Origin of the sequence: Aeromicrobium sp. Root472D3 (assembly GCF_001426485.1) — a bacterium.
Lineage (GTDB): Bacteria > Actinomycetota > Actinomycetes > Propionibacteriales > Nocardioidaceae > Aeromicrobium.
In genome coordinates, this window is record NZ_LMET01000002.1 from 1 (window position 1) to 18,313 (window position 18,313).

At 71.7% G+C, this 18,313-nt stretch carries 15 protein-coding genes and 1 tRNA gene; 9 read left to right on the forward strand and 7 right to left on the reverse strand.

What is annotated here, in order from left to right; all coding sequences use genetic code 11:
- The first annotated feature begins 183 nt into the window (after nt 1-183).
- Nucleotides 184-1,101 (forward strand): 4-(cytidine 5'-diphospho)-2-C-methyl-D-erythritol kinase, encoded by a 918-nt coding sequence (locus ASD10_RS14795; RefSeq protein WP_056610617.1) that lies wholly within the window; start codon nt 184-186, stop codon nt 1,099-1,101.
- A 6-nt stretch (nt 1,102-1,107) separates the two neighbouring features.
- Here the strand turns inward: ASD10_RS14795 and ASD10_RS14800 are convergent, their stop codons facing one another.
- Both ASD10_RS14800 and ASD10_RS14805 read right to left on the reverse strand, forming a co-directional pair.
- Entirely contained in the window at nt 1,108-2,913 is a 1,806-nt protein-coding gene (locus ASD10_RS14800; protein WP_056610619.1) for an ABC-F family ATP-binding cassette domain-containing protein, read from the reverse strand.
- Between the two features lie 23 nt (nt 2,914-2,936).
- The gene (locus ASD10_RS14805; RefSeq protein ID WP_056610622.1) at nt 2,937-3,425 is read right to left on the reverse strand and encodes a MarR family winged helix-turn-helix transcriptional regulator; all 489 of its coding nucleotides are present in this window, start codon (nt 3,423-3,425) and stop codon (nt 2,937-2,939) included.
- A gap of 106 nt (nt 3,426-3,531) precedes the next feature.
- Here ASD10_RS14805 and ASD10_RS14810 point away from each other — a divergent pair, with 106 nt between their 5' ends.
- From ASD10_RS14810 to ASD10_RS14835, 6 genes are all read left to right on the forward strand, one after another.
- Nucleotides 3,532-4,224 carry an SDR family oxidoreductase gene (locus ASD10_RS14810; RefSeq protein WP_056610625.1) on the forward strand — a complete coding sequence of 231 codons (693 nt, stop codon included), beginning with the start codon at nt 3,532-3,534 and terminating at the stop codon, nt 4,222-4,224.
- An 87-nt stretch (nt 4,225-4,311) separates the two neighbouring features.
- On the forward strand, nt 4,312-5,661 hold the full coding sequence (locus ASD10_RS14815; RefSeq protein ID WP_056610627.1) for an amidase: 1,350 nt from the start codon (nt 4,312-4,314) through the stop codon (nt 5,659-5,661).
- Nucleotides 5,662-5,707: 46 nt separating this feature from the next.
- Nucleotides 5,708-6,478: a methyltransferase domain-containing protein gene (locus ASD10_RS14820; protein ID WP_056610630.1), complete on the forward strand. Its 771-nt coding sequence runs from the start codon at nt 5,708-5,710 to the stop codon at nt 6,476-6,478.
- 55 nt (nt 6,479-6,533) lie between these two features.
- Nucleotides 6,534-6,615, forward strand: a tRNA-Gln gene (locus ASD10_RS14825).
- Between the two features lie 50 nt (nt 6,616-6,665).
- Nucleotides 6,666-8,138 (forward strand): bifunctional UDP-N-acetylglucosamine diphosphorylase/glucosamine-1-phosphate N-acetyltransferase GlmU, encoded by a 1,473-nt coding sequence (gene glmU / locus ASD10_RS14830; protein ID WP_255355148.1) that lies wholly within the window; start codon nt 6,666-6,668, stop codon nt 8,136-8,138.
- A complete protein-coding gene (locus ASD10_RS14835; RefSeq protein WP_056610633.1) occupies nt 8,131-9,108 on the forward strand; it encodes a ribose-phosphate diphosphokinase in 978 nt (325 codons plus the stop codon). Before glmU ends, ASD10_RS14835 begins: the two co-directional genes overlap by 8 nt.
- A gap of 170 nt (nt 9,109-9,278) precedes the next feature.
- Here ASD10_RS14835 and ASD10_RS18890 read toward each other — a convergent pair whose 3' ends face one another.
- Nucleotides 9,279-10,619 (reverse strand): collagen binding domain-containing protein, encoded by a 1,341-nt coding sequence (locus ASD10_RS18890; protein ID WP_157432668.1) that lies wholly within the window; start codon nt 10,617-10,619, stop codon nt 9,279-9,281.
- A gap of 216 nt (nt 10,620-10,835) precedes the next feature.
- On the opposite strand from ASD10_RS18890, the gene ASD10_RS14845 reads away from it, so the two are divergent.
- Together ASD10_RS14845 and ASD10_RS14850 are read left to right on the forward strand one after the other, a co-directional pair.
- The gene (locus ASD10_RS14845) at nt 10,836-11,801 is read left to right on the forward strand and encodes a glycoside hydrolase family 6 protein (RefSeq protein WP_162248863.1); all 966 of its coding nucleotides are present in this window, start codon (nt 10,836-10,838) and stop codon (nt 11,799-11,801) included.
- 68 nt (nt 11,802-11,869) lie between these two features.
- Entirely contained in the window at nt 11,870-12,931 is a 1,062-nt protein-coding gene (locus tag ASD10_RS14850) for a response regulator transcription factor (RefSeq protein WP_056610640.1), read from the forward strand.
- Between the two features lie 78 nt (nt 12,932-13,009).
- Here ASD10_RS14850 and ASD10_RS14855 read toward each other — a convergent pair whose 3' ends face one another.
- The 4 genes from ASD10_RS14855 to ASD10_RS14870 form a co-directional block, all read right to left on the reverse strand.
- A complete protein-coding gene (locus ASD10_RS14855) occupies nt 13,010-13,741 on the reverse strand; it encodes a hypothetical protein (protein ID WP_056610642.1) in 732 nt (243 codons plus the stop codon).
- 71 nt (nt 13,742-13,812) lie between these two features.
- Complete coding sequence (locus ASD10_RS14860; RefSeq protein ID WP_082556325.1) at nt 13,813-15,267, reverse strand: glycosyltransferase; 1,455 nt, start codon at nt 15,265-15,267, stop codon at nt 13,813-13,815.
- Nucleotides 15,268-15,364: 97 nt separating this feature from the next.
- Entirely contained in the window at nt 15,365-16,477 is a 1,113-nt protein-coding gene (locus ASD10_RS14865; protein ID WP_056610645.1) for a diguanylate cyclase, read from the reverse strand.
- A 6-nt stretch (nt 16,478-16,483) separates the two neighbouring features.
- A complete protein-coding gene (locus tag ASD10_RS14870) occupies nt 16,484-18,229 on the reverse strand; it encodes a cell wall metabolism sensor histidine kinase WalK (protein WP_056610648.1) in 1,746 nt (581 codons plus the stop codon).
- Between the last annotated feature and the right edge of the window lie 84 nt (nt 18,230-18,313).

Here is an 18,313-nt window from a genome sequence, read left to right on the forward strand (position 1 = left end):
ACGTCGCCGGACAATCATTAGCGCGAGGCCGCCCCCCAGGGGCGGCCTCGCTGCATTTCCCCAGCGGGAACCCAGCGCGCCTGATGGCCGGCTCACGACGTGACACGTCGAGGGCCGGCCATTCGTGCGTCCGGGCACGACCGTCGGTGCGAGCTCACCCGCGCCGTGCCATAGGTTGGGCTGGTGAGTCCCGTCAACGTCCGTGTGCCCGCCAAGATCAACCTCTGCCTGGGTGTGGGGCCCGTGCGTGACGACGGCTACCACCCGCTGGCAACGGTGTACCAGGCCGTCGACCTGCACGACGAGGTGCGCGCCACCGTGCGGGAGGACGATGCGATCACCGTGACGGTGCACTCCGACGTCGACGCCCGTTCCGAGGTGGCGGTGGTGCCCGTCGACGACGACAACCTCGCGGTCAGGGCGGCCAGGCTCCTGCGCGACCGCACGGGCGTCTCGGCGGGCGTCGACCTCGCGATCCGCAAGGTCATCCCCGTGGCGGGTGGCATGGCGGGAGGCTCGGCCGACGCCGCAGCGTCGCTCGTGGCGTGCAACGAGGCGTGGGGCACGGGTCTGGCGCGACCTGCGCTGGAGGTGCTGGCCGGTCAGCTCGGCAGCGACGTCCCGTTCCTGCTGCACGGCGGCAATGCCGTCGGAGGAGGACGCGGAGAGACCGTGAGCCCCGTGCTGGCGAGGGGTTCGTACCACTGGGTGTTCGCGATGGCCCACGACGGACTGTCGACCAAGGCGGTCTTCGCCGAGTTCGACCGGATCAATGCCGGGCGGACCGTGGCCGAACCTGCCGTGCCCGACGCCCTGCTCGCCGCATTGCGGGCCGGTGACGCCGAGGCTCTGGGTGCTGCGCTGTCGAACGACCTGACCGAGGCGGCCCTGTCGTTGCGGCCGGAGCTCGATGACACCCTCAGCATCGGGATCGAGGCGGGGGCGCTCGGAGCCATCTTGTCGGGCTCGGGTCCGACGGCCCTGTTCCTGGCGTCGGACGAGCAGCACAGCCTCGACATCGCCTTCGCGCTGACCAGCGCGGCGGGCTGCGCCGACGTGGTGCAGTCGCGCGGGCCCGTGCCCGGGGCGCGGCTGGTCTGAGGCGCGTCAGCCCTCGAGCAGCTCGGTGAGCTCGAGCCAGCGCTCCTCGAGGCCGCTGACGGTCGCCGCGAGATCGTCGGCCTCCTTCGAGCGGGCGAGCAGGCCGGGGACGTCGGACGGATCGTGCGTCGCCAGCTCGGCGTGCAGCTCGTCGATCCTTGCGGTCTGCTTCGCGATCCTGCGCTCGAGCGAGCCGACCTCCTTGCGGGTCGTGCGCTCCTCGGCGCTCGACAGACGCGAGACCTTGACGTGGCCGGCGGTGGACGGGTTGGTCGCGGCAGGGGAGTCCTGCTGACGGCGCAGCTCGAGGTACTGGTCGACGCCGCCCGGCAGGTGCCGGAAGCGGCCGTCGAGGATCGCGTACTGCTGGTCGGTGATGCGCTCGAGCAGGTACCGGTCGTGCGAGACGACCAGCAGCGTGCCGGGCCACGAGTCGAGGAGGTCCTCCATCGCGGCGAGCATGTCGGTGTCGAGGTCGTTGGTCGGCTCGTCGAGCACCAGGACGTTGGGCTCGTCGAGCAGGATCAGCAGCAGCTGCAGGCGTCGCTTCTGCCCACCCGACAGGTCGCGGACCGGGGTCGACATCTGGGCGCTCGAGAAGCCGAGACGCTCGAGCAGCTGTGACGGCGTCATCTCCTTGCCGCCCGACACGTAGGCCGTGCGCTGACGGCCGACGACGTCGCTGACGCGGTCGGCGCCGACGTCCTTGAGCTCGTCGAGCTCCTGCGTCAGCGTGACGACCTTGACGGTCTTGCCCTTCTTGACCCGCCCGGAGGTCGGCTCGACCTTGCCGGTCACGAGGCCCAGGAGCGTCGACTTGCCGGCGCCGTTGGCGCCGAGGATGCCCGTGCGCTCGCCCGGTCCGATGCGCCACTCGATCTGCTTGAGCACGTCGTTGGGGGCCGTCTCCGACCCCGTGGCGGGGTACGACACCGACACGTCGAGGATGTCGACGACGTCCTTGCCGAGGCGCGACGTGGCCATCTGCTTCAGCTGGATGGGGTCGCGGGCCGGCGGCTCGTCGGCGATCAGCTCGTTGGCCGCGTCGATGCGGAACTTGGGCTTCGACGTGCGGGCCGGTGCGCCGCGGCGCAGCCACGCGAGCTCCTTGCGCATGAGGTTCTGGCGCTTGGACTCGGTGGCGGACGCGTGACGGTCACGCTCGACGCGCTGCAGGACGTAGGCCGCGTAACCGCCCTCGAAGGGCTCGACGATCCCGTCGTGGACCTCCCACGTCGCGGTGCAGACCTCGTCGAGGAACCACCGGTCGTGCGTCACGACGAGGAGGCCTCCGGCGTTGGACGACCACCGCTTCTTCAGGTGCCCGGCGAGCCAGGTGATGCCCTCGACGTCGAGGTGGTTGGTCGGCTCGTCGAGGAACAGGACGTCGTCGTCGCCGACCAGCAGGCGGGCCAGCGCGACGCGGCGGCGCTGACCGCCCGAGAGCGTCCCGACCGTCGCGTCCCACGCGATGTCGGAGACCAGCCCCGCGATGACGTCGCGGACCTTCGCGTCGCCGGCCCACTCGTAGTCCTGCATGTCGCCGACGATCGCGCGTCCGACGGTCCCGGCCTGGTCGAGCACGTCGGTCTGGTCGAGCATCCCGATCGTGACACCGCCGCGGGTCGTGACGCGGCCGGAGTCCGGCTGGAGCGTCCCGGCGAAGATGCGCAGAAGGGTCGACTTGCCGTCGCCGTTGCGACCGACGATGCCGATGCGGTCGCCCTCGTCGATGCCGATCGTCACCGACTCGAAGACGGTCTTGGTCGGGAAGTCGAGCGCGATCTGTTCCACGCCGAGGAGATGTGCCACCGCACGAGTCTAGGGGCGGGCCCTCAGGCGTCGAACGGCCGGGACAGGATGCGCAGCGCGGCGGCGAGGTCGGCGGCACGGTCGGCCGGCAGGCCCGCGAGCAGATCGCGCTCGCGGGCGATCAGGGCGTCGAGCGCCCCGTCGACGGCGCGCCGTCCCGACGGCGTCAGCCGCACCTGGACGCCGCGTCGGTCGGCGGGATCGGGCAGGCGCTCGACGAGCCCCTTCGTGACGAGTCGGTCGACCCGGTTCGTCATGGTGCCGCTGGTCACGAGGGTCTCCTGCACGAGCTGGCCGGGGGAGAGCTGGTACGGCTCACCGGAGCGGCGCAGCGCCGAGAGGACGTCGAACTCGGACGGCTCGAGCCCGTGCCCCGCGAAGGCCTCCTTACGGGCCCGGTCGAGGTGCAGGGCGAGCCGCGAGACGCGGCTGAGGACGTGCATCGGCGTGACGTCCATGTCGGGACGTTCGCGCTGCCAGGCGGCGATGAGCCGGTCGACGTCGTCCTCCATGCCGACAGACTACCAAGGCTCGTCAAGATTCTTGATGTCGAGATTCTTGACCGCGCCCACGCCACGACATCGTGCGGGTCGGGTCGATCGGGACGACGATGGAGGCATGACCGAACTGCAGGGAGCCCGCGTGCTCGTGCTCGGGGCGACCGGGGGCCTGGGTGCTCCCATCGTGCGTCGTCTCGTGGCTGCGGGCGCCGACGTGTGGCTGTCCGCCCGGTCAAGCGACCGCCTGGCCGCGCTGGCCGACGAGCTGGGGTCGTCGGTGCTGGGCACCACGGCCGCGGACCTCCGCCTGCCGGGTGGTCCCGACGAGGTCGTCAGTGCCGCCGCGGAGGGTGGGCCCCTGACGGGGGTGGTGCTCGCAGCCGGCGTCGTGGCGTTCGGCGACGTGGTCGACCTCGAGGACGACGTGCTGGACGACCTGCTGCTCCTGAACCTGATCGGGCCGATCCGAGTCGTGCGCGCGGTGACTCCTCATCTGGCCGAGGGCGGGTTCGTGGTCCAGGTCAGCGCCGTCGTGGCGGAGCGGCCGATGCCGGGGATGGCCGCCTACAGCGCCAGCAAGGCCGGGCTCACGGCCTTCGGTGCGGCGGTCGCGAGCGAGCTGCGTCGGCGGAAGGTCAGGCTGCTCGACGTGCGGCCCCCGCACACCGAGACGGGTCTGGCCGATCGTCCGCTGGCCGGTACCGCCCCGCGCATGAAGACCGGGCTCGACCCGGACGCCGTCGCCGCCCGCATCGTCCAGGCCGTCACCGACGGTGAGAAGGTGCTCGGCTCGGACGCGTTCACGCCGTAGCGGGATCGCCGGCGGCAGGCGTGCGAACGTCCTGGCGGTCGGACCGAACCCCTGCCGTGGCCCCTGCCGCGGCGGTACCGTCGTGACGTGTCCCTCGATGACGCGGCCCTGGTCGCCGCCGGTCCCACCCGCCTCGGCGAGCTGATGCGCGCCGGCGAGCTGACGTCACGACGCCTGACGGAGGCCACCGTGGCCGCGATCGACGCGGCGGAGCCCACGGTCAACGCGACCGTGGCGGTCCTGGCCGAGGAGGCGCTCGAGGCCGCCGACGACGCCGACCGCCGCCGTGCGGCGGGGGAGTCGGGCCCGCTGCTCGGCATCCCCGTCGCGGTCAAGGACGACCTGGACATCCGTGGTCACGTGACGGGCCGGGGCAGTCGAGGGGCCACGGCGGTGGCGACCGCCGACGCCGACCTCGTCGCCGCGATGCGCGCCGCCGGCATGGTCGTGGTGGCCAAGACGACGCTGCCGGAGCTGGCCATCACGGGGTTCACCGAGTCCGAGCTGACCGGCGTCACCCGCAACCCCCACCACCCGGACCACACGCCCGGCGGGTCGTCGGGCGGCTCGGCGGCCCTCGTCGCCGCAGGAGCGGTCAGCCTCGCGACGGCGTCCGACGGCGCGGGCTCGATCCGCATCCCGGCCGCGTGCTGCGGGCTGGTGGGCTTCAAGCCGACCCAGGGCACCATGCCGAGCTCGGGCGGGTGGCACGATCTCTCGACGCAGGGCTGTCTGGCCGCACGGGTCGTCGACAGCGCCCTGTTCCTCGACGCGTTCGGGAGCTTCGGGACGTCCCTCGTCGAGGCGGCCTCCGCCGACCCGGCCCCGCTGCGGATCGGCGTCTCGTTCAGTGCCGCGGCCGCGACCACGCCGGCACCCCTCGACCAGCGGGTGCGGCAGCAGGTCGAGCGCGCCGCGACGTTCCTGCGCGACGCGGGACACGCCGTGACCGAGGTCGACGTCCCCTACCCCCTGGCGGCCAAGGCCCTGACCGCGCGCTACCTCGGGGGCATCGCGCAGGCCGCCGCCGACCTCGACGACCCGCGGGCGGTCGAGGCCCGGACGCGGTCGATCGCCCGGCTGGGCCGTCCCTTCGGGCGGCGCGCCGTCGCGTGGTCGCGACGGCAGGGTGCGACGTGGGGCGGGTCGGTGCACGACGTCCTGGACGTCGACGTGCTGCTGACGCCGGTCATGAGCGGTCCGGCGATCCCCGTCGAGCACTGGAAGGGGCGGGGCGGTCTGTCGACGGTGCTCGCGATGAACGCGTTCTACCCGTACACCGCGCAGTGGAACCACGCGGGCGTCCCCGCGGTGTCGATGCCGTCCGGGTCGACCGACGACGGGCTGCCGCTCGCGATCCAGCTCGTCGCGCGCCGCGGCGACGACGCGCGGCTCATGGCCCTGGCGGGCCAGTGGGAGCGTCGGTCGGTGTCATGACGTCAAGTATCTTGACATCAAGATATACGGGTCGTACTGTCGGAGCATGACGACCTGGGACCCCCACCGCTACCTGCGTTACGCCGACGAGCGGTCGCGGCCGTTCGTCGAGCTCGTCGCCCGCATCGAGGGCGAGCCCCGCTCGATCGTCGACCTCGGCTGCGGGCCCGGCCACCTCTCGGCCGTCCTGCGCGCCCGCTGGCCCGAGGCGACGATCGTCGGCGTCGACTCGTCGCCCGAGATGATCGAGCGGGCCCGGACCGACGACACCGACGCCCGGACGTCGTACGAGCTGGCCGACGTCGCGACGTGGGAGCCCGACGGTCCGGTCGACCTGATCGTCTCGAACGCCCTGTTCCAGTGGGTGCCCGATCAGCTGACGGTCATCGAGCGCCTCGCGGCCCACGTCGCTCCGGGTGGGACGTTCGCCCTCCAGACCCCCAACAACTACGGCGGACCGAGCCACCGGCTGCTGTCCGAGATCGCCTCGCAGCCGCCGTACCGCGACCTGACCGAGGGCCTGCACGACGACCGTGGCACGCCGCCCGCGGCCTACCTCGACCTCTTCAGCCGCCTCGGCTGGGCGACGGACGTGTGGGAGACCACCTACCTGCACGTGCTGCCCGGGGAGGACCCGGTCCTCGACTGGATCTCGGGCACGGGAGCCCGGCCGGTGCTGGCCGCCCTGCCCGATCCGCTGCGCGAGGCGTTCGTCGAGGAGTACCGCGCGGCGCTGCGGGCCGCCTATCCGGCGCAGCCCTGGGGCACCGTCATGCCGTTCGCCCGCGTCTTCGCCGCCGCCCGCCGGACGGACTGACTCCGGTACGCTGGGCGGGCTGTCCCGGGTCGGCCCGCCGACCCCCGACGGTTGTTCCCCGGTTGGTCTGCCGGCAGGGCCCGCCGCACTTTGAATGCGGACAAGCGACGTAGGTTCGACTCCTACCCGGGGAGCCACGCCACCGCTCCGCGCCCGCGCGGACCCCCGCCGTCGACCGAGGAGCCCTGTGACCACGAGCCCGCACTCCACCGACGCCACCGCCGTCACCGCGATCGTGCTGGCGGCCGGTGCCGGCACCCGGATGCGCTCGCAGCGTGCGAAGGTCCTGCACGAGATCGCCGGCCGCAGCATGCTCGGCCACGCCCTCGCCGCCGTGGCGGGGGCAGGCGTCCACACGACCGTCGCGGTCGTCGGGCACGACCGCGACCAGGTGTCGGCCGCGATCGCCGAGCACGATCCCACGATCGTCCTGGCCGTCCAGCACGAGCAGAACGGGACGGGTCACGCGGTCCGCGTCGCGCTGGAGGCGCTGGGCGCACCCGTCACGGGCACCGTCGTCGTCACGTACGGCGACGTGCCGCTGCTGACGTCGCAGACCCTGGCCGAGCTGGTCGTCGGCCACCGCGCCGCCGGGCGGGCCGTCACGATCCTGTCGTCCGAGGTCGCCGACCCCGCGGGCTACGGACGCATCGTGCGCGACCGCGACGGCTCGGTCCTGGCGATCCGCGAGCACCGTGACGCGTCCGACGACGAGCTCGCGATCCGCGAGATCAACAGCGGCATCCTGGTCGTCGACGGACCGTTCCTCGACCACGCCGTCGCCCGGCTGAGGTCCGACAACTCCCAGGGCGAGCTGTACCTCACCGACATCGTCGGCACCGCGGTCGCCGAGGGGCGGCCCGTCGGTGCGCACGTGCTCGAGGACGTCTGGCAGACCGAGGGCGTCAACGACCGCGTCCAGCTGGCCCGGCTGGGCCGCGAGCTGAACCGGCGCATCACCCGGCACTGGATGGCCGAGGGCGTCACGATCGTCGACCCGGCCACCACGTGGATCGACTCCGCCGTCACGCTGGCGCCCGACGTCACCCTCCTGCCCGGCACGCAGCTGCTGGGCGCGACGGAGGTCGGCGAGGGCGCGACGATCGGTCCCGACACGACGCTGCGCAACGTCGAGGTCGGGGCGGGGGCCACGGTCGAGCGCACCCACGGGTCCGACGCGGTGATCGGCGTCGACGCCACGGTCGGTCCGTTCGCGTACCTGCGACCCGGCGCCGAGCTGGGCGAGGGCGGCAAGATCGGCACGTTCGTCGAGGTGAAGAACAGCTCGATCGGCCCCGGTGCGAAGGTGCCGCACCTGTCGTACGTCGGGGACGCCGACATCGGGGAGGGCGCCAACATCGGTGCCGGCACGATCTTCGCCAACTACGACGGCGTCCACAAGAACCGGTCGACGATCGGCCGGCACGCCAAGACCAGCTCCAACAACACGTTCGTGGCCCCCGTGACGGTCGGCGACGGCGCCTTCACGGGAGCGGGCGCGACGATCCGCGAGGACGTCCCGCCGGGGGCGCTGGCGGTCAGCGCGGGCCGACAGAGGAACATGGGGGGCTGGGTCGCCAGCAAGCGTCCGGGCACCCCGTCAGACCAAGCCGCGCGCGAGGCCGACAGCGCAACGACCATGGAGGACTCCGGTGAGTAGCCTTTCCCGCCGCACCCCGACCCGCAACCTGCTGCTCTTCTCGGGACGGGCGCACCCCACGCTGGCCCAGGAGGTCGCCGACCTGCTCGAGATCGAGGTCGTTCCGACGACGGCCTACGACTTCGCGAACGGCGAGATCTACGTGCGCTTCGACGAGTCGGTCCGCGGCTGCGACGCCTTCGTGCTGCAGAGCCACGCCGCGCCGATCAACGAGGCGATCATGGAGCAGCTCATCATGATCGACGCCCTCAAGCGGGCCTCGGCCAAGCGCATCACCGTGATCCTGCCGTTCTACGGCTACGCCCGCCAGGACAAGAAGCACCTCGGCCGCGAGCCGATCTCGGCCCGCCTGATGGCCGACCTCTTCCTGACCGCCGGCGCCGACCGGCTCATGACGGTCGACCTGCACACGGCGCAGATCCAGGGATTCTTCGACGGGCCGGTCGACCACCTGCTCGCGATGCCGATCCTGACGCGTCACGTCAAGAAGCACTACGGCAACAAGGACCTCGCGGTGGTCTCGCCCGACGCCGGACGCATCAAGGTCGCCGAGCAGTGGGCCGCTGCGCTCGGCGGGGCGCCGCTGGCGTTCATCCACAAGACCCGTGACCCGCGCCGCCCCAACGAGTCGAAGGCCAACCGGGTCGTCGGTGACGTCACCGGTCGCGTGTGCATCCTGGTCGACGACCTCATCGACACCGGCGGGACGATCGTCCAGGCCGCCGAGGCCCTGATGGCCGACGGCGCCGAGGACGTCGTGATCGCGGCGACGCACGCGGTGTTCTCGGGCCCCGCCGTCGACCGGCTGAAGAACTCGACGGCCCGCGAGGTCATCGTGACCAACACGCTGCCGATCGCCGACGACAAGCGGTTCGACAAGCTCACCGTGCTGTCGATCGCCCCGCTGCTGGCGCAGGCGTCCGCCGCGGTCTTCGAAGAAGGAAGCGTCACCAGCCTGTTCAAGTCCTGAGGCCGAGCGAGCCCTGCGAGCGAGCGCCGAAGGAGGCTAGCGGAGCGTGAGCGCCGCGCGGCGCAGCCGCCCCGCAGCGAAGCCTCCCGGGCGGGCGATCAGACCGACCCGCCCCGCCGGGGAACCCGCCCCGCGGGGAACCCGAGCCGCGGGGACGACGAGCTGACGACCTACGCGACCGGAGCGGGCGCGGAGGTGGTCGGCGCCGGAGTGGTCGGCGCGGGAGTTGTCGGGGCCGTGGTCGTCGGCGTCGGGGTGGTCGGGGCCGTGGTCGTCGGCGCCGGAGTGGTCGGGGCCGTGGTCGTCGGCGCGGGCGTCGTGGGCGTGACGGGATCGGGCTCGCGCTGGAGCGTGATGCGTCCGAGGCTCAGGTCCTGGTTGTTGAACAGCGTGAGGACCGACGACGTCCACGCCTGGTACGTGTGGCCCTGGATGGTGCTGTACGGGAACACCACGACCGTGACGCCACCCTGCTGACGAGCCGTCCCGCCGATCGCGAAGGTGCCGTCCTGGTTGGTCGGTCGTTCGTCGAGGACCCGGCCCTGCGCGTCGGTCATCCGCACGCTGATGTTGGGGATGCCGACACCGTTCTTGTCGACGGCCTGGCCGGTGAACGTGCCACCGCGGGTGCCGAGGTCGATCGTGACGTTGCGCTTGCCGCCGGCGCGGACCGAGCCGATGGCGAACGAGCCGCCGAAGTAGCCGTTGGTGTCGGGCACCTGGAGGCGGTACGGACCGGGCGTGAGGCCGCGCAGCGAGATGTTGCCGGCCGAGACCTTCTTGACCCAGTACTCGCCCGACTTCTTGTTCACCGCCGTGACGTAGGTGACGCCCCGCGCCCGTGCGCCGCCGAGCGTCAGGAAGCCGCGGATCGCGCCGGGCTTGGTCGTCAGGTTGAACGAGGCCTGGCGGAACGTCCGCAGCTTCACCGAGCGGATCAGCTTGCTCTTGCCCACGCGGCGGTTGCGCGCGTCGTAGGCGAAGACCCGGTAGTCGTCCTTGGCGAGACCGCCGAGCGCGTACTCGCCCTTCTTGTTGGCGTCGACCTCGATGACCTGGCCGCCGTTGCTGACCGCGCGGATGTGCGCCTTGGCCGCTCGCTTGCCCCGGACCTTGACGACACCGCCGATCGCCCCGCCGCGCTTCATGCGGACGTTCTTCTGGACGGGACCCGATCCGACGCGCACCCGGACGTCGAGACGAGCCGCGTACGCCTTGGTGTTGTAGGCGGGACGGCCGTCGACGAACTGCAGGTGGTAGCTGCCGGGACCGGGCGGCACGAGCTGGTAGATGCCGTTGCCCTTGACCTTGACGCGCTTGAGGTAGGTCCAGTTGGCGTCGAACAGCAGCACCCGCACGGTGCTGACCGGCGACCCGGTGGAGGCGTCCGTGACACGGCCGTACACCTGGGGGCCGGCGGCCTGGGCGGGCGTCGAGACCCCCACGAGGGCGCCGACCGTCACGAGGACGGACAGCAGTGCGGCCACGAGCGGGCGACGTCGAGCGAGCATGGGTGTGGATCTCCGTCCGGGACGGTGCCGCAGGGTTCCGACACGCGATCATTTTAGCCGCGATCGGTGTCAACCACGGGCGATCCCGGCCCTCGTGTCCTGCGTCACCCCGCACCGATCGGTGAGCCCGTGCACGGTGCGGGAGATATCATGCGACGAGTGGATCGTAGAGCCGTCCCGAACCGGCGTCGCGAGGTGGAGGAAGGTGTCGATCGCATGTCCGAAGCGCGTGGAGGGCTCCGTCGGCCGTTGCTGGTCGTGGTCCCCGTCCTCCTGTTCGTCGTGGTCTTCATCGGCGCCCGCATGATCGGTGGCGGCCCCCCGGGCAACCCGTTCGTCGACCGGCCGCCCCTCGTCGTCGCCGACACCGCGGCAGCCGGTGCTGCGGCCAGCGCCTCCGGCGGCGACCGAGACCTGCTCGACCGCCTGTCGAAGGTGCCGCAGGGCACGTGGCTGACGCCCGAGGCCTTCCCGGTCGGGCAGGTCGGTGCCCGCGTCTCCAAGGTCGCGGCGCAGGCCGAGGTCGAGAAGCGCACACCGGTGTTCGTCGTCTACGGCATCACCGACCGCGACTGCAGCGGCGGGGAGTCCAGCGGTGGCCTGCCCGCCGACCAGTACCCGACGTGGGTGGCCGAGATCGCGTCCGCGATGGGCTCGGACGCCGCGGTCGTCGTCGAGCCCGACGCGCTGGCCACCGCTGCCGAGTGCGGTCAGGGCGAGCAGCGCACGACCCTGCTGCGCGACGCCGTGACGCTGCTGGCCGACCGGGGTGCCGTCGTGTACCTCGACGCCGGCCACGCGAGCTGGACCGACCCGCAGGTCATGGCGGGCCTGCTGCGTGACTCGGGCGTCGAGAAGGCGCGGGGGTTCTCGACGAACGTCTCGGGCTACGAGTCGGACGCCGACGAGCGGACGTACGCCGAGACGATCAGCACCGCGCTGGACGGTGCGCACTACGTCACCGACACCGGGCGCAACGGGGCCGGGTCGAACGGCGAGTGGTGCAACCCGGAGGGCCGGGCCCTCGGTCGCGCACCCGCCGCGAGCACCGACGGCGCGCTCGACGCGTACCTGTGGATCAAGCCTCCCGGCGAGAGCGACGGCACGTGCGGCGGGGGTCCGCCGGCGGGTCAGTTCTGGACCGAGCGCGCCCTCGCGATGGCGCGCGCCGCGGGATGGTGAGACATGCGTCTCGTTACAGTTCGTCGCGTTGACTCCGCTCGTCCCCGCGGGCCACTAGGATCGGCTTCATGATTGAGGGAGGCGAGCCCAAGCTCGCGGTCATCATCGAAGACGATGCCGATGTGCGGCACCTGTTGAAGACGGTGCTGACGCAGAGCGGGTTCCAGACGATCCTCACGACCAACGGCGCCGACGGCATCGAGGCCGTGCGCACGCACGACCCGATCCTCACGACGCTCGACGTCTCGATGCCCGGCATGGACGGGTTCGCGGCCGCCAAGCGCATCCGCGAGTTCAGCACGACGTACATCGTGATGCTGACGGCGCTGGCCGACGAGATCGACATCGTGCAGGGCCTCGACTCGGGCGCCGACGACTACCTGCTCAAGCCGTTCCGCCCGCGCGAGCTGCGCGCGCGCATCGAGACGATGCTGCGGCGCCCCCGCGACCGCGCCGGGGTCGGGTCGAGCGCGCCGGCGCCGGCGTCCACGTCCACGTCCGCGGCCCCCGCCCGTGCCGCCGAACCGGTGTTCGAGCAGGTGACCGAGCCGTTCGCGCAGCCCGCGCAGCAGGCCCAGCAGGCTCCGCCCACCGTGCCCTACCCGGTCGTCGAGCATCCTCCCGTCGCCCCTGCCGAGCCCGCGCCCACCTATGCGCCGCCACCGGCCCCGCCCGTCTACGCGCCGGTCCCGGCACCGCAGCACCAGGCGCCGCAGCCTCCGCCCGCTCCCGAGCGGCCCTACCGCCAGCCCGTCCAGGAGCCCATGTCCGTGGCTCCGGCACCGTCAGCCGACGGATGGCTCGAGCACCGCGGCCTGCAGCTCAACACGCAGACGCGCCTGGTGCAGGTCGACGCGCGCGGCGTCGAGCTGACGCGCAGCGAGTTCGACCTCCTCGCGACGCTGATGGGCTCGGGTCGCCGGGTCCGCAGCAAGGCCGACCTGGTGCTGGCGCTGCGCGGCGAGACCTACGTGACGACGTACTACGTCAACGACGCCGACAAGCGGGCCGTCGAGGTGCACATGGCGAACCTGCGGCGCAAGATCGGCGACTCGTCGGCGACACCGCGGTTCATCGAGACGGTCCGGGGCGTGGGCTACCGGCTCGCGTCCGACCGCGAGGTCGGCTGACCGCGACCGCCCGACCCCACGCGAGAGGCCCCAGCCGGTTCGGCTGGGGCCTCTCGCGTGTCGTGCCGGTCGAACGGGTCAGTTGGCGTCGACGGGGATCTCGGCGGCCTGCGTCGGGGTGTCGGAGGCGAAGATCGCGATCGGCACCTCCTGGCGGATCGTCTCGCGCTCGTACGACGACGAGCCGGGGGAGCGCTGGATGCGCACCTCGGCGCGGAACGTCAGCGTGACACCGGTCGTGTCGGCGGCCAGGTCGCCGATCGGCTGGTTGCGCAGCTCGAAGGCGCCCTTCGGCGACGTGATGAGCATGCCGTACTTGCCGCCCTGCGGCTCGGGGTCGAACGTGATCCTCGAGGCCTTCTCGTTGAGCGTGTAGGGGCGCTCGACCGTGCCGGACGTCGACGTCGTCGCGGACTCGACCTCGATGCGGTCGAGGAAGACCCGCCGCTTGGTCTTGAACGGGTCGCGCAGCTCCTGGTCGAGGTCGTAGGCCTGGAACGTGAACGAGAAGTACTTGTTGCCCTTGGGGTACCACTCGTTGGTGCGGGGCGTCGACTTGGTGGGGTAGAGCGTGTAGACGAAATCGACGCCGTCGATCTCGACGTGCGACTGGAACGTGCCGTCCCGCGTGAACTGCGAGTCGAAGGCGGGGGTCGCCGCGGCCGTGGGGGTCGCGCTGGGCGTCGGGGTCGCCTCGGACGACGAGAACGTGCCGAGGTTGCAGCCGCCGAGTGCCGACAGCGCGACGACGGCGACGGCGGCGTGGCCGACGCGGCGGCGGAGGCCGCGTCGGTGGGAGGTCGAGGTCACGGGGATGCTCCTGGAGGCGTCGGTCGAGGGGGAAGAGGGCGTGGAGGAGTGGTGGGGGTGGCGCGCGTCGGTCATGCCTTGAAGCCCTTGTGGCGCTTGAGGAGCTTGATCGCCATCCACACGGTCTGCAGGACCGTGATGACGCCGAGGACCGTCCAGCCCCCGAGCAGGACGTCCGACTGCAGCACGGTGGGCAGCTGGGCCCAGATCGCGACGGCTCCGGCCAGGACGATGCCGACGATGGCGAGGGGGATCAGGTGGGCGTGCCCGCCGCCGCCGCTCTCGGCCTTGGCCTGCAGCGCCCAGTTGTCGGTCTGCGAGCTGCTGGCGAACTTGGTCCACGAGCGCGCGAAGTGGCCCAGGCGCACCCACATGTAGAGCTCGGCCGGGATGAACAGCAGGGCGAACAGGTAGTCGCGCCGGTTGGCGTTCTGCATCGCGTGGGCCGTGCGCAGGTTCAGCAGCGTCGCCATGATCGTCGGCACGATCCACAGGATCACGAAGACGAAGGCGTGGAGCATCAGCGACGTGATCAGCAGGAACAGGAAGACCAGCCGCGTGAAGCCGTTGGTCGCCATCGAGATGTTCTCGAACCAGCGCAGGCGCAGGTTGGGGTGCAGCGGCTGGCCCTTGGTGTCGCCGCGCTGGCCGGGCCACATCAGGTCGATCGCGCCGGTGTTCCACTTGACCTGCTGCGCGTCGAGCGACTGCAGCGTGGTCATGCCGCCGACGTTGGCGCGCGCGTGGGCGCTGATCTTGGTGAGGTAGCCGGCGCTCTTGATCTCGAGCGAGAGCAGGGAGTCCTCGATCTCGCTGTCGCGCACCCACGGGTAGCGCTGGTGGGTCTGCTTGACGACGGCTCGCAGCGCCGTGGTGGAGAAGATCGAGTACTGGCCGCCGAGGACCGCCATGTTGCGGCCCCGCAGCAGGTTCTGGATGTTGAAGGCCGCGAACTGCGCGCGCTGGCCGGCGATGAGGAACTTGCCCATGAGGGTGTCGAGGCCGCTGTCGTCGATGCTGTAGATCGCCGAGATGCCGCCGATGCGCTCGTCGTCCTGGATCTCGCGGACGAGGTACTCCACGGCGTGCGGGTCGGCGGTCGTGTCGCCGTCGACGCCGAGCAGGTAGTCCATGCCCTCGACGAGCGTGTAGCCGTAGTTGAGCGCACCGACCTTCTTGTCGGGGTTCTCGCCGATGTCGTGGACGAAGATCTCGGTCATCTGCTCGTCCGAGCCGTGGCCACGCACGTGGAGGCCGGCGTAGTGACTCGCGATCTCGACCGTCGCGTCGGTCGTGTTGTTGACGATGACGTGGATCGCGTCGGGCAGGCGCGTCTGGGCCAGCAGGGAGTCGAGGACGTCGGCGATCGCGTCCTCCTCGTTGTAGGCGGGGATGACGCAGCCGACCGTCGACCGGTACGTCGGCAGGGCGTCGATGCCTGCCATGAACGTGTCGGCGTACTCGCCCATGACGGGATCGACGTAGGTCCCCTCCGGTGCGGCGTAGCCGATGCCGTCGTCGTTCATGTCGTCTCGCTCCTCGTGGACGGGGCGCTCGCCCGGCCGATGGCACCAGCCTGACTCATCAACATCAGGATTGCCGCACCTTCGGCTCAGGATCGCCTCAGTTCTGGCGGGCCTTGGCCAGATCGGCGTCGGCCCGGCCGAGCAGCGAGTCGAACGTGGCGGGGGAGTCGATCGTGTGGCCCGTCCCGAAGGTCGCACCGGTGCGCAGCTCCATGCCCTCGCCGACGGCCGACTCGGTCAGCCCGGTGCGGATCGCGTCGACGACGCGGCGGGGCGTCTCGGCGTTCGCGGCGACGACCAGGACGACGAAGCGTCCGGCACCGAGGTGCCCGAGCAGGGCGTCGGCGGGCACGCGGGAGCGCAGGATGCCCGAGAAGTGCACGAGGGCGTTGTCGCCGGCCTCGCGGCCGAACGCCGAGTTGAGCTCGTCGAGGTCGTCGATCTCGGCCAGCACCAGGGCCACGTGGCTGCCGGCCCTGGTGGCGCGCTCGAGCCGGTCGGCGGCGTCCTCGCGGAACGCGTCGGACGCCAGGACGTTGAGCTTGCTGCGCCGGCGCGCCTCGGCGCTCATCGACCACCAGTTGCCGGCGCGCTCGACCCGCAGGGCCGACAGGCAGACGGCCGAGACGACGAACAGGGCCGTGAAGGGCAGTGCCACGCCCACGACGCCGGGGCGCACGGCACCGGAGGCGTAGAGCGCCGCGACGGCGACGTACCAGGCGCCGAACAGCAGGAACGTGCCCTGCAGGATGCGGGCGTTCAGGTTGAGGCGCATGGGGCCCCGGAGCAGCTCGGTCGCCGCGAGCCAGGCGAAGCCGCCCGTGGCCGCCGTGCGCAGCGTCGTGCTGAGGTCGAGGTCGGGGTCGGACGTCTGCACGAGCGTCGGGAGCGCGACGGCGGCGGCGGCAGCCACGGCCATCCAGATGTTGGAGCGCTCGCGGCCGTCGAGCAGACGGCAGCCCGCCCACATCGCGCCGACCGCGAACACGGTCGAGGCGTCGCCGGCCGCGACGACGACCAGCGGCGCCGAACCGTCGGCGGCGTAGATCGCGTCGAGGGCCGTGACGCACAGCGCGCCCGCGAAGGCGGCGGTCCAGGCCCGGTTGGCCTCGTCGTTGTGGCGCATCGCCGCCGTCGTGGCGAAGATCGCGGTCACCAGCGTCATCGGGAGGACCCGAGCGATCAGCAGGGTCTCCAGGTCGAGATCCATGTCGTCTCAGCTCTCCTCAGGGTGGTGGTCGACCGCGCGGGCGGTCGTCGTGGACGGGGACGTGGCCGGGGCCTCGACGCTCCGGGCGGGGTCGTGCCGGGGGACGCACACCGTGACCTGCGTGCCGCGGCCCGGCTCGCTGTCGACCTCGATCGTCCCGCCGTGCAGCACGACGATCTCGCGCGAGATGCTCAGCCCCAGGCCCGTGCCGTGGACCGTCGACCCGCGGACCGACTCGGCGCGGTAGAAGCGCTCGAACAGTCCCTTCTGCTCCTCCAGCGACATGCCGCGACCCGTGTCGGTGACCACGATCTCCACCTGGTCGGACTCCGTGGGGGCGACGGTGACCGAGATGCGGCCACCGATGCGGTTGTACTTGATGGCGTTGGAGAGCAGGTTGTCGACGACCTGGCGCAGTCGGAACGAGTCGACCTCGGCATCGACGGCGTCGGCGACGTCGAGGCGGATCGAGATGAGCCGCTCTCCGGCCATGGGCCGGATCGCGTCGATCGACTCGTGGACCAGGCGCGAGACGTCGCACGAGGTGCGGGACAGCGACATCGCGTTGGCCGGGCTGCTCGACCGCGCCGCCAGCAGGTCGGTGACCAGCGAGTTGAGACGCTCGGTGTTGGTCAGCGCGATGGTCAGCATGTCGCGGGCGTCGTCCGGCAGGCCGTCGGTCTCGAGGGCCAGGTCGATGTAGCCGAGCACCGAGCTGAGCGGTGTGCGCAGCTCGTGCGACATCGACGTCACGAGGTCGTCGCGGTCGGTGATCGCCCGGACCTCGGCCGACACGTCGCGCAGGACGATCACGACGCGGTCGAGGCCGGCCTGCTCGTCGTGGATCACGCGGACCGTCACGTCGATCGTGAAGCGGGTGGCCGTGCGGTGACCGATCCAGTACGTCGCGCCGTCGACCTCCTCGCCCGCCAGCACGCGGACGTGCGGGAAGTCTCCGAGGGCGACCGGCGTGATCTTGTCGGCGTGGTAGAGCGGGAAGCGGTGCCACGGCGTGTCGTCGGGCAGGCCCAGCTCGGCGAGCAGGGCGCGTGTCGCCCGGTTGTTGGTGACCGTCGCGCCGGTCATGTCGAGGCTGATGACGGCGAACTGGACGGCGTCGAAGGCCTCGCGCAGGGTCGTCTCCTGGATGCGGGCGCGGGTCAGGGCGGCCTCGAGCATGCGGGTCTGGCGTCGCAGCAGGACACGCTGCGAGTCGACCCGGCGGGACGTCGTGTAGACGACGCCCGCGACGAAGATCTGGCTGAACGCCAGGCTGATGGCCGGGATGGGGCTCGTCGTGGCGGCGGGGGACGGCATCACGCCGAGCTCGAGCAGCAGCGTCTGGGTCAGCAGCATGACCGATGCCAGGCCTGCCCCCGCGACGGCTCCGAGCCGGCCGAACGACGTCGCGAGCCAGATGACCGGGAACACCATCAGGACGCCGAAGCCGGTCTCGGGCACCGCCATGCGCAGCAGGCCGAGCGCCGCGATGTCGAGCAGCGGGACGATCATCTGCCAGCGCTGCGGGATGCTCAGCCACGGGACGACGGCCGCGGCGATCGTGACCCACAGGATCGCGGTGATGCCGAGGAAGAACGCGGGGCTGTCGGACAGGTCGCGCTCCGACAGCACGACGGTGATGCAGGTGATGAGACCGATCGCGCCGGCGAGGAAGACCTGCGAGCGGAAGACGCCGTCGCCGAACCGCGAGGACGAGACAGGTGCCCGATCGCGGACCGGGGACGACTGCATGGCGCACAGCGTATCTTCCCGCGGGCGTCGGTCGCGATTTCCCGGTCCGTGGGCGCTGCGATAGACTGCTGCGGTTGCCTCGGC